The following is an 11,681-nucleotide window of genomic DNA, read 5'->3' as shown; positions in this document are numbered from 1 at the left end:
AGAAGCGCTCGTGATTGCGAGGCGGCCGCAGGGGGTAGTGCTACTAGATCGACGCCCAAAGTGGGGGTCTAGGCACTTCCGAAGGAGGTCTCACTATGTTCGTTCTTCGCGTGGCATTCGCCGCGGCTGTGGCGTTAGCGCCTGTGGCGTATGTGACAACGGTAGAGCCCGCGGTGGCCTCGGCTCAGCCGCCTGACTGCGGTCCGGGCAACTGGTGGAATCCGGGAGCCAACGCGTGCCAGCCCACCGCACCGCCGAATTGCGGTCCGGGCAGCTGGTGGAATCCGGCCGTCAATGCGTGCCAGCCTGTAACGCCGCCACCGCCCGGCTAGGGTCGACACTGGACCTGGCGGTCATCTGCCACCGGCAATGGCCGCCATGGCTCGATAGCCTTCTCGCACACTTCGATAGCGAGGCGCCCATCCTGTGGCCTTGCGAAAGTGTGCGTGCTGACACGCAGTGATCTGGTCATCGATGTGGTGCGATCACCGAGCAGCAGGGCCAACCGACCCGGCCCGGTGATCCATGGCGTGACACCGGCAGCCGCCGCCAGCGCCTTGGCGTTCTGGGACTTGGTGACAGGGTCGTCGTTGACGACGTTATAGGTTCCGGCGGGGCAGGTCAGTGCTGGCAGCGTCGGTGAGATGGATCGACGACATGCAGGAGTCACGGCGGCCGGCCTGGAACACCACGTGGTGCCGGGCCCTATCCATGATCTGTTCGCTATGCGCCGCGCCCGGGCCGTAGAACAGGCCGAACCGCAAAGTGACTGCATCACCGCCGGTTTCGGCAAACCGCTGCGCACTGGCTTCGCCGGCATGGTTGCCCGAGGCGATGGGGTAGTGATCGACAGGGCAGTCCTCGTCGAGCCAGCGGTCCGGACTCCATGTTGCCGCAGCCGGCGCGCCTCAGCCAGAAGCTGTCAATTATCTTCTGCTGTAACTGTTTTGGCGTGATCCAGTCGGTCAGTGTCCCCGCATGGCGATTCGTCACTGTGACGTATCTATTCAGGCGCAGCGGGAGAGCGGGGAGGGTAGTGATACCTGCCGTGGTGGGGCCCCGCCGGAACGCAGCAACCGCCAACTAGCATCAATCAGCGAGACCCACGCCCGCGGCGGCGACGCCTATCCCGGAATGCGCAGCTATCCATGCCCCAATCGCTTACCACCATCCGTGTTCTCGTCCTCGTGGGCAGTTTGCGATCCGGGTCACTCAATCGTCAGCTGGCTGCAACGGCCATCGCTCACGCACCCGCTCAGATCGAGCCGATTCTGTTCGACCGTCTCGGCGAGTTGCCGCACTACAACGAAGACATCGATGTTGCTCCAGCGGACGCCGCGGCCGAAGCGCTTCGCTTCGAGACGGCCAGCTGCGACGCCCTGTTAGTGGTCACTCCCGAATACAACGGAGGCCTGCCCGGCGTATTGAAGAACGCAATCGACTGGCTCTCGCGTCCGTACGGCAACAGCGCGTTGAAAGGCAAGCCGGCAGCGGTTATCGGTTGCGCTCTGGGTAGGTACGGCGGGGCGTGGGCCCACGCCGATGCCCGCAAGTCACTCGCGATCGCCGGCGCTCAGGTGCCCGACGATATCGAACTCTCGATCCCGGCCAAGGGCCTCAACGGATCGCAGCCCGATGAGTCGCCTGAGATTGTCGAATCGCTTCGTGGAGTGTGGTCGCAGTTGATTCGTCACTCCTAGAACCGATTTCGCACGGATGGCCCGTCACAGGGCGTCATCACCATTTCGTCACTGTGACGTATTGACGCCAGTCGGGCGGGTGAGCGAGGGGTCGACTCAAGGTTTTCAGTTGCGCCCGGTAGAGCGACGCGAATAGCGACGGGCATACCCAAGGCGGCGGCGTATAGCTACTGGGTCCTTGGTCGCGCGGCCGGCGCCACGGCGCTTATGCGGCTTGCACATCGGACATCCGCGCCAGGATCGAGACGGGTGATGGTTGGGCATTGCGTCGCTCCAGAGGGTGACTCCGCAGATCAGGCGAAGAAAGCGACGTTACCGGATCGATCTGACCACTTCCAGCAGGTATCGCCAGCTGGTAACGGTGCGTGCTAGCGAGGTGCGAGTTCCGCGCGGTAGCCATCCGCTTCATTGATTTTTACATCGATACCGCCGCGGTGGCCGTCAGGGTCTCGAAGCCGGTCGGAGGTGCACACCCCGCCGGTTGGTGATCTTGCTCACAGGCGGCGGGCGCTTTGACGGCACTCGTCCGGGGGCGAGAATCGGCGAAGGTCGGGTGGGTCGTCCGGAGGAAGCGGCGTGTTGGGTGCCCCTTTGAATCATCGGGCTCCTAACTCTGTTGGGATCGGTTGCAGTAGTTGAGCATTGCTGTTCGGTAACTGATCCCCACGGAGGCACTGCTGACTATGGCTGAACAACGCCAACTACATTTGGCCGGGTTTTTCTCGGCTGGCAACGTGACTCATGCGCATGGAGCGTGGCGCCATGTTGGTGCGACGAACGGTTTTCTGACTGGCGAGTTCTACAAGCAGATTGCGCGGACCCTGGAGCGGGGCAAGTTTGATCTGTTGTTTCTTCCCGATGGCCTGGCTATCGAAGATAGCTATGGCGATAATTTGGAGACCGGGGTCGGTCTGGGCGGGCAAGGCGCGGTGGCGTTGGAGCCGACCAGTGTGGTGGCGACGATGGCTGCGGTGACGCAGCGATTGGGTCTGGGCGCGACGGTTTCCACGACCTACTACCCGCCGTATCACGTGGCTCGGGCATTTGCCACGCTCGACAATCTGTCTGATGGCCGGATCTCGTGGAATGTGGTCACGTCGCTCAACGACTCCGAGGCACGCAACTTCGGCGTGGATGAGCACCTTGAGCATGACATCCGTTATGACCGGGCTGACGAGTTCTTGGAGGCCGTCAAGAAGCTGTGGAGTTCTTGGTCCGAGGATGCCTTGTTGTTGGACAAGGTCGGCGGTCGGTTCGGATAGCGTCCCGTGGAGTGGTGGACTTCGGATCGGACGTGGTTCATGCGTCGTGATCGACGAGTCATGGTGAACGCTAAGCGATTTGGTGTTGTTTGGCAAGCGCTTCGGCGGTGTGTTTCTTGGCGATGACGGTGCGTAGTTCGTCCATGGAGACATCGGAGAGATAGCGGCGGGTGACCTGCCATTCGTCGTGGGCTTCGATGACTACCGCCGTCGCCAGGCGCAGGAACGCCGCGGGGTTGGGGAAGATCTCCACGACATCGGCCCGGCGCTTGATCTCCTTGTTCAACCGTTCTATGGGGTTGTTCGACCAGATCTTCTGCCAGTGGGCCTTCGGGAACGCGGTGAACGCCAGCACATCGGTCTTGGCCTCGCCCATCATGGCCGCGACCTTCGGAAACGATTCGGCGAGGGTGTCGGCGACGCGGTCCCACTGGTCGCCGACTCCCTCGGGGTCGGTGTGGGCGAAGATCGTCTTGACCGCCGCGGTCACCGCGGGGGCATGCTTCGCGGCCACGGCGGTGTGCAGGTTACGCATGAAATGCACCCGGCACCGCTGCCACGACGACCCACTGAACTGTTGGGCCACCGCAGCTTTCAAGCCCGCATGGGCATCGGAAATCACCAGGTGCACCCCGGACAGACCACGCGATTTGAGCGAGGCGAGGAACTCCCGCCAGAACTCGAAGGACTCGCTATCGCCGACAGCGGTGCCCAGCACCTCGCGGGTGCCGTCGATCGAGACCCCGGTGGCCACCACCAGGGCCTGGGAGACCACATGCGCCCCGACCCGCACCTTGCAGAACGTGGCGTCGCAGAACACGTACGGAAACTGCGTGTGAGCCAGGCTGCGGGTGCGAAACGCCTCGATCTCGGTATCGAGGCTTGGCGCAGATCCGGGAGACCTCCGACTTGGACACCCCGGATTCGACGCCCATCGCGGCTACCAGGTCATCGACGCTGCGCGTGGACACCCCGTGCACGTAGGCCTCCATGATCACCGCGTGCAGGGCCTTGTCGATGCGGCGGCGGCGTTCCAGCAGCGACGGGAAAAACGAGCCACCCGCAGCTTGGGGATGCCCACCTCGATATCGCCGGCGGTTGTGGCCACCGTCTTGGGGCGGTGCCCGTTGCGCTGCGTGCTACGCCCGCCGGTGCGCTCGTAGCGGCCGGCCCCGATCGCCTCGGTGGCCTCGGCCTCGATCAGCGCCTGCAGCCCGGCGCGGATCAGCTCAGCGAACACCGCACCGGAGTCGGCGGACTTGAGTGCATCGAGCTGGGCCAGCAGGGCAGAATGGTTCTGGGTCATCGCGTCGTGTGTCTTCCTGTTGAGTCACTTGGTAGGTAACTCACCGATCACTACGCGATGGCCCACCCCAACACCGGCACCGACACACCCGGGACCTTCAACCCTGGCCGGACCGCCTCCCGAAACCCCACCACCCCAGGGGACTTACCCTCGGTTCGCCGATCCCAAGAAGGTTCAATACGTCAATCATCGCGGCCACTGGTTGTCGGTCCGTGGCCCGTTGCAGGTTCCACGGTCACGCCAGGGCGAACCGGTCATCTTGCAGGCCGGCCTGTCGCCGCGGGGGCGTCGCTTCGCGGGGCGCTGGGCTGAAGCGGTATTCAGCGTCTCGCCCAACCTCGACATCATGCGCGCGGTCTATCAGGACATCAAAGCTCACGTTGCGGCCGCGGGGCGTGACCCCGAGCAAACAAAGGTATTCACCGCGGTGATGCCGGTGCTCGGTGAGACTGAGCAGGTGGCCCGTGAGCGTCTGGAATATCTCAATTCGCTGGTGCATCCCGAGGTGGGTTTGTCGACGTTGTCGAGCCATAGCGGTTTGAATCTCTCCAAGTATCCGCTGGATACGAAGTTTTCTGACATCGTCGCCGATCTTGGTGATCGTCACGTGCCGACCATGTTGCAGATGTTTTCCGCGGTGGCCGGTGGCGGTGCGGACCTGACGTTGGCCGAGCTGGGTCGCCGATACGGCACCAACGTCGGGTTTGTGCCGCAGTGGGCTGGAACTGCCGAACAGATCGCTGATCAGTTGGTTAGTCACTTTGAGGCTGGGGCCGCTGACGGATTCATCATTTCGGCGGCGTATCTGCCTGGTGTTTACGAGGAATTCGTCGACCAGGTGGTTCCGCTGTTGCAGCAACGTGGTGTGTTCCGTACCGAGTACGAGGGGGCAACGCTGCGTGAGCACCTTGGGTTGGCTCGCCCCGAAGTTGGGAGCATCTGATGACCACCACAGACATCGATCGAGATATTCTTGCCTACAGCAATTGCCCGGTTCCCAACGCGCTGCTGACAGCGCTGGAGTCAAACCTGTTGGCTGGCAACGGTATTTCGCTGAATGTGCTGAGCGGCGCGCAAGCTGGGTTGCATTTCACCTACGATCATCCCGCCTACACCCGTTTTGGTGGCGAAATTCCACCTCTTATCAGTGAGGGCCTGCGAGCACCAGGACGCACCCGCTTGTTGGGCATCACCCCTCTGGCCGGTCGGCAAGGGATCTATGTCCGTGCTGACAGCCCGGTGAAATCACCCGAGCAGCTGCGGGGTCGGCGGGTGGGTGTGTCCGGCGCAGCGATCCGCATTCTCACCGGCGAGTTGGGTGACTACCGGCAATTGGATCCGTGGCGGCAAACACTGATCGCGCTGGGCACCTGGGAGGCGCGGGGACTTTTGCAGACCCTGCATATCGGAGGCATCAGGATCAGTGACGTCGACTTGGTGCGTATCGAAAGCCCTGGCGTCGACGTGCCCGAAGAGCGGCTGGAAGCAGCGGCCAGTGTCAGAGGCGCTGACCTGTTTCCCGACGTGGCCGCCCACCAGAGCGGCATCCTGAGTAGTGGCAACGTTGATGCGCTGTTCACGTGGTTGCCCTGGGCGGCGGAGCTAGAAGACCTCAGCGGCGCGCGGGTGCTCGCCGATCTCGGCGACGACAAAAGAAACCGGTATGCCAGTGTTTGGACGGTCAGCGCCCAGTTGGTTGACGAGCGACCCGACCTGGTGCAACGACTCGTCGATGCGGCTGTCCAAGCCGGCCGTTGGGCACAGGCCCACGCCGAGGACACCGTTGGCATCCATGCCGCCAACCTCGGGGTCACGCCCTCGGCGATCGGACGCGGTTTCGGCGCTGATTTCGCCCAACATCTGATCCCAATGCTTGACGACTCGGCGCTGGCCGTTGTCGACCAAACTCAACAGTTCCTCCTCGACCACAATCTGCTCGACCGTCCGGTGGACCTCACACAGTGGGCAGCACCGCAATTCCTCACCCAATCCACGACTGGAGACCAGCAATGACGTTGACCGATGACACCACCACGACACAGAACAGTAGGCATGGCGACCCCATCGAGGTCGCGCGCGAGCTGACGCGAAAGTGGCAAACTACCGTCGTCGAGCGCGACAAGGCAGGTGGTTCGGCGACAGAAGAGCGTGAGGATCTACGCGCCAGTGGGCTGCTCTCGTTGACCGTTCCCCGGCACCTCGGCGGTTGGGGAGCCGACTGGCCTACCGCCCTGGAAGTGGTGCGCGAGATCGCAAAGGTCGACGGATCTCTGGGCCACTTGTTCGGATACCACCTCAGCACCCCAGCCGTTATCGATCTGTGGGGTTCACCCGAGCAAAAGGAACGCCTGCTTCGTCAACTGGCCGAAAACAACTGGTGGACCGGGAACGCCTCTAGCGAGAACAACAGCCACATCCTGGATTGGAAGGTGACGGCCACCCCGGCCGATGACGGCGGGTACGTTCTTAACGGCATCAAGCACTTCAGCAGTGGCGCCAAGGGCTCTGACCTGCTCTTGGTGTTTGGTGTGATACCGGAGGGTTCCGCGCAGCAAGGCGCCATCGTAGCGGCGGCCATTCCCACCACCAGAGAAGGCGTTCAGCCAAACGATGACTGGCAGGCACTCGGGATGCGGCGCACCGACAGCGGCACCACCGAATTCCACAATGTTGTAGTCCGTCCCGACGAGGTGCTCGGCAAACCCAATGCCATCCTCGAGGCGTTCCTGGCGTCCGGGCGCGGAAGCCTGTTCGGCCCGATCGTGCAGTTGGTGTTCTCCTCGGTTTACCTAGGGATCGCGCGCGGTGCGCTCGAAACAGCCCGCGAGTACACCCGAACGCAGGCACGTCCTTGGACGCCGGCCGGGGTCACTCAAGCCGTCGAGGATCCGTACATCATTCGCAGCTATGGCGAATTCGGCATCCAACTACAAGCCGCCGACGCCGCAGCACGCGAGGCCGCGCAGCTACTGCAGGCCGCGTGGGACAAAGGTGACGCATTAACTCCGCAAGAACGCGGCGAACTCATGGTGCAGATATCTGGAGTCAAAGCCATAGCCACCCAAGCGGCCCTGGACGTGACCAGCCGTATCTTTGAGGTCATCGGTGCCCGGGGAACCCACCCCAAATACGGATTCGACCGGTTCTGGCGCAACATCCGCACCCACACGCTGCACGATCCCGTCTCTTACAAATTCGTTGAGGTCGGAAACTACGTCCTCAACCAACGCTACCCGATACCCGGCTTCACTTCCTGACCCCGGCATCGCGCTGCCGGGCACGCGTTAATGCCTCAGAACGGTGGGGCCGTCTGACACAATGATGGCCGACGGCCCCGCCGTTGTTGGGTTTGGCATGCCATGGTGGGTGAGTACAGCACAACGCGAGTAGTACTGCACACCTCCAGATAATCGTCGAAGTGCGGTGGCGTCTGGCCCAGCGACCGTGTACGAGGAATGGGTGCGCGAATTGGTAGGGGAAACGGGGATGCGATCTCACCGAGAAGCGCGCGCACCCGACAAACCGATGGCCGCGACAACCGACCCGGACGCAGAACCCGCGTGGTCGCCTCGCGAGACCGAGCTACTAGGGGTGGCATTGGGTATCCTGCAGGAGCAGGGGTACCACGGCTTAACAGTGGAAGCCGTCGCCGCCGCCGCTCATGCCAGTAAGGCTACCGTCTACCGGCGCTGGCCCTCGAAATCTGAGCTGATCCTAGCCGCCGTCATCGAAGGCACCCGTCAGAACGCTGTTGCACCCAACACCGGCACCCTGCGCAGCGACTTGTTGTGTCTCGGCCAGATTATCTGCGAACAGGGCCGAGAACACGCCAGAACCATCCGAGCGGTGCTCGTCGAGATGTCCTGCAATCCCGCGCTCAACAACGTTATGCAAGACCGGTTCCTTCATGAACACAGAGCTCTGGTCTGGCACGTCCTGCAGCAGGCGATCCGTCGCGGCGAGATCGGCGCGGCGGCGGTCAACGACGAGCTTTACGATCTGTTGCCGGGCTACCTGATCTTCCGGTGCATCTTTTCCGACCGACCCCCGACCCCTCCCACCATCGAAGCTCTGGTCGACAAAGCGCTGCTCCCGAGACTCATCTCAGCAACTGAATAACTCCCCTCGACATCGGGGTCACGGTCAGGGACTGGGACCGTCAAGTTTTCTGGGGTCTGTCCGGTGTCAGTCGAGTCGTGTCGCAATGTATCGGGCGTACGTTGATGCCGATGCTCTCGCGTGGGCTTCGAGTGTCTGCGGGCTGTAGCCGAGTGTTTCGGCCAGGATCGCGATTGGCGTGGTCTGGGTGAGTTCATTGAGTGTGCCAAGGCGTGCTTCGAGGGCAGCGAGAACAGGTCGCAGATGGTTACGAAGGTGAGACGGAGTGACGTGAGTTCCGGGTCCATACCCGCGAAATACCCAGGGCGAGTTGGGATGTGCAGCAGTTTGACCGTTGTAGTTGACTGCCGCGAGTAGTCGGATGGGCTCATCGAGCGGCGGGGGCATATCGATGGGCAGGCCAGCCAGGTTGACGCTGACGGAGTCCGCTGTGATCGTCACCTGCTCCCAGGTGAGAGCGGCGATATCTTCGACGCGCTGAGCAAAGACGATCATCAAGATCGCGGCGAATCGGTCGCGTGGATGCAGAATTTGTTGATGTACGACGTGCTCGATGACGGCGTTCTGCTCGGCGATTGATAGCCGTGGTGCGGTACCGCGCCGGTGCGGAGTCACCTGGAGATCCGAGGGGATCAGCTTGGTCTTGATGGCCCAGCGGACGAATCGCAGAATGTGCTCCCGGGTGGTGGGTCCGGTCGACTGCCACAGGTCGATGTGCGCTTGGGTGACGTTCTCGATCGAGATGTCGTGTTCGGTGGTGAGCCAGTTGCAGAACTCGATCGTCACGGTCGTGGTCTGCTTGGCGCGCAGAAACGCTGAGTCGGTGACGGTGTCCATCGAGCGGAGCCGTCTTTCCAGGCCCCAGCGGATATATCGGGCAATCACCTTGCGGTGCTCGTCGGTCAGGATGCGCTGTTGCGCGATCGCCGCCCAATCCAGGAACCGCGCTAACCGTTCGTCGCGCGCCGGAAGCGACTGATGAGCCACGAGGAGGCCGCGAACGTAGTTGGTTGTACGTCCCGCCGGAAGCTGGTCAACAAGCTCATGGGTGAGCGTCGGGTGGCATGCGAGTTCACGCAGGACGTGTTCGACGTGGCGTTGGCGAATCCAGGTCAGTCCGCTATTGGGGCGCTGCATGGCGGTGAGCGCGTCAATGATGACCTGCAGCTGCGGGGCAACTACGCCGGTGTCGGGGTTGGTCAGCAGCCGAATGGCTGTATCGCCGAGCACGCAGCGTTGGCATTTGCCGCCGCTGTAGAGTTCGGCCTCGTCTCCGCAGGCGATGCAGTCGACGTTGAGCGTGATGCCGCTGCATCGGCGGCACGCGGGGTGAGCATCAATGATCCCGGGGAGAACGCCCTGGTGGCCGCAGGCGCAGATCCCGGTGACGCGTTTGGCTGCCTGGTAGCAGTAGCCGCAGACCGATTCGCTAGGCCAGTTCGCGACCACCATGTAGTGCCCGCCGCATCGGTCGCAGGGCACTGGCCACCGCTGCGGGTCGTCAGGTTTGCGTGGACGGGCCATCGTCGTCCTGGACGATCCGAATCCGTTTGGCGACCGGGTTTCCCGGTTTAAGGCCGAGGTCACTTGGCCGTGGCGCGTTGGCTGTTTTCGCGGCTTGCATCTCGACGTACGGCTCGAACAGGTCGTTGGGCGTGCAGTCGAAGATGTCGCAGAGGGCGGCGAATGTTCGTGACGGAATGCGTTGGGGTTCACCGGTAACCAGACGGTAGACCTGGGCGTCGGAGAGGTTGATTCCGCGCGATTTGAGCAGCGGTCGCAGCTCGGTGGACTTCCACAGGTTGTGGGCGGCCATCATCCGGCGCAGATGCCAGTGGAAGCCGATTCGGCGTTGCTCAGCCATCGGGCTGATCTTCCTCCATTCGGATGCGTCGAGCGATCATTTGTTGAATCGTCTTCTGCTTGAAGTCTGACGACACCGAGGTGTACAGCGAGGTGGTCGATGCAAACGAGTGCCCGAGCTGTTCCTGGACGAACAGCGGGTCGTAGCCAGCCTCCAGGAGGTGGGTGGTAAAGGAGTGCCGCAGTGCGTGCAGACTCAATTCTGGTGGCAGCCCGGCTCGTTTGCGAAATGCCGTGAACGAGCGCCCCAGCGCGTTGAGTGTCAATCTGGCCCCACGTTCGCTGGGCCATAGCGCGGGGGAGCGGTCCGCGGTGGCGAACAGCTGGCGGCCCTCAGTGCACCAATATTCCAAAAGCTCAACAACCCAGGAGAATTCAGGCGATGTGAGCACCGTCCGCCGACGTGGCCCGGACCCCTTCGTGCCTTTGGCCCAGCGCACGGTCAGCGCGCCGTAGTTTCCAAAGCGGGGTACGTGTGGGTTGGGTCCGAAGTCTGTCAGGTCCAGCATGACCAGTTCGCGGCGGCGCAGACCGTAGGCGTAGCCGACCTTGAATGCGATCGAATCCCGCAGGGCCGTCACCCACTGCTTCGACGCTGTGCGGTGCGCTTCGTCGACAAAATCATCCACGGCGTCAAATAAGTGCTGTAGCTCGGCCTTGGTGAACGCTCGGCGGCCCGGTGGAACGGCATCGTCGGTTGTGTGTTGCGGAGTGTTCCACTCGAAGCATATCTGTGACGGAACATCGCCAAACTGCTTCTCGCAGAATGCAACCCAGCCGTATCGACTATCGCAGACGTACGAGCAGAACATCGAAATTGTATTGCTGTAGGTCCGCAACGTAGACAATGCAATCGGTCTTTCCTGCGATCGGAATTCGGCCAGGAACTGGTCCACGTCGAGTGCGCGCCACCGCCACGGATACTCGTTGGTGAATTCAACGAACCGAGAAATCAGTCGGCCGCGCGCCTTGATCGTGTCGACAGCCAAGCCTCGGGCCAGCATCTGCGCCCGCCATCCATCGACCATCGCATTGAACACGGTCTCGTCGGCACGCAGCAGCGACACATCGTCGGCACGCAGGATATGGGGAATGAACCCGGGCAGTTCCTCAGCCATGACGATGGCCGTGCAGCAATAATCTCAGCAGCACCCCGCCTGGTGCCGGCCCAGGTTGAGGTGCGAATAACCTTGCCGCCGCACATGATTCGTCACAGTGACGCAATAACCCCTGTCCTCGCAGTGGCGGGGGCGGTGCCGTAAAACAATCCACACCGACCGGATACCACTGGGCGCTCATTGAAGCTCGCAACGTTTTCACCTAACGCCCAAATCAATCATTAAGTGATTGAAACGTACGCCGACCTGGCGAGTTTCGCAAGATTCACAGGCTGTCTAGGAAGCCGCGCCAGCGGCTAATACGGGTCACAAC

At 62.4% G+C, this 11,681-nt stretch carries 7 protein-coding genes and 3 pseudogenes; 6 read left to right on the top strand and 4 right to left on the bottom strand.

Going from position 1 to position 11,681, the window contains the following annotated elements; all coding sequences use genetic code 11:
- The first annotated feature begins 1,148 nt into the window (after positions 1 to 1,148).
- Together K3U94_RS11735 and dszA (K3U94_RS11730) are read left to right on the top strand one after the other, a co-directional pair.
- A complete protein-coding gene (locus K3U94_RS11735) occupies positions 1,149 to 1,700 on the top strand; it encodes an NAD(P)H-dependent oxidoreductase (protein ID WP_047317853.1) in 552 nt (183 codons plus the stop codon).
- A 683-nt stretch (positions 1,701 to 2,383) separates the two neighbouring features.
- A pseudogene (gene dszA / locus K3U94_RS11730) lies at positions 2,384 to 2,956 on the top strand (dibenzothiophene-sulfone monooxygenase DszA); the annotation flags it as partial.
- Positions 2,957 to 3,032: 76 nt separating this feature from the next.
- On the opposite strand, the pseudogene K3U94_RS11725 reads toward dszA (K3U94_RS11730), so the two are convergent.
- Positions 3,033 to 4,268, bottom strand: a pseudogene (locus K3U94_RS11725) (IS256 family transposase).
- A 151-nt stretch (positions 4,269 to 4,419) separates the two neighbouring features.
- On the opposite strand from K3U94_RS11725, the pseudogene dszA (K3U94_RS11720) reads away from it, so the two are divergent.
- From dszA (K3U94_RS11720) to K3U94_RS11705, 4 genes and pseudogenes are all read left to right on the top strand, one after another.
- A pseudogene (gene dszA, locus K3U94_RS11720) lies at positions 4,420 to 5,211 on the top strand (dibenzothiophene-sulfone monooxygenase DszA); the annotation flags it as partial.
- Positions 5,211 to 6,281 carry a type 2 periplasmic-binding domain-containing protein gene (locus tag K3U94_RS11715; RefSeq protein WP_074322235.1) on the top strand — a complete coding sequence of 357 codons (1,071 nt, stop codon included), beginning with the start codon at positions 5,211 to 5,213 and terminating at the stop codon, positions 6,279 to 6,281. The pseudogene dszA (K3U94_RS11720) and the gene K3U94_RS11715, both read left to right, overlap by 1 nt.
- Positions 6,278 to 7,525 carry a dibenzothiophene monooxygenase gene (gene dszC / locus K3U94_RS11710; protein ID WP_074322234.1) on the top strand — a complete coding sequence of 416 codons (1,248 nt, stop codon included), beginning with the start codon at positions 6,278 to 6,280 and terminating at the stop codon, positions 7,523 to 7,525. The genes K3U94_RS11715 and dszC overlap by 4 nt, the downstream gene beginning before the upstream one ends.
- A gap of 268 nt (positions 7,526 to 7,793) precedes the next feature.
- Positions 7,794 to 8,387: a TetR/AcrR family transcriptional regulator gene (locus K3U94_RS11705; RefSeq protein ID WP_074322240.1), complete on the top strand. Its 594-nt coding sequence runs from the start codon at positions 7,794 to 7,796 to the stop codon at positions 8,385 to 8,387.
- A 66-nt stretch (positions 8,388 to 8,453) separates the two neighbouring features.
- Here K3U94_RS11705 and K3U94_RS11700 read toward each other — a convergent pair whose 3' ends face one another.
- From K3U94_RS11700 to K3U94_RS11690, 3 genes are read right to left on the bottom strand one after another with little or no spacing between them, the layout of a single operon-like run.
- Positions 8,454 to 9,911 (bottom strand): site-specific integrase, encoded by a 1,458-nt coding sequence (locus K3U94_RS11700; RefSeq protein WP_074322233.1) that lies wholly within the window; start codon positions 9,909 to 9,911, stop codon positions 8,454 to 8,456.
- Positions 9,889 to 10,251 carry a helix-turn-helix domain-containing protein gene (locus tag K3U94_RS11695; RefSeq protein WP_074322232.1) on the bottom strand — a complete coding sequence of 121 codons (363 nt, stop codon included), beginning with the start codon at positions 10,249 to 10,251 and terminating at the stop codon, positions 9,889 to 9,891. The genes K3U94_RS11700 and K3U94_RS11695 overlap by 23 nt, the downstream gene beginning before the upstream one ends.
- Complete coding sequence (locus K3U94_RS11690) at positions 10,244 to 11,368, bottom strand: tyrosine-type recombinase/integrase (RefSeq protein WP_074322231.1); 1,125 nt, start codon at positions 11,366 to 11,368, stop codon at positions 10,244 to 10,246. Before K3U94_RS11690 ends, K3U94_RS11695 begins: the two co-directional genes overlap by 8 nt.
- Positions 11,369 to 11,681 lie beyond the last annotated feature (313 nt).

The organism is Mycolicibacter heraklionensis (assembly GCF_019645815.1).
In the GTDB taxonomy this organism is placed as follows: domain Bacteria; phylum Actinomycetota; class Actinomycetes; order Mycobacteriales; family Mycobacteriaceae; genus Mycobacterium; species Mycobacterium heraklionense.
Note: the sequence above shows the minus strand (reverse complement) of the source record. Positions and strands in the feature narration are given on the sequence as shown.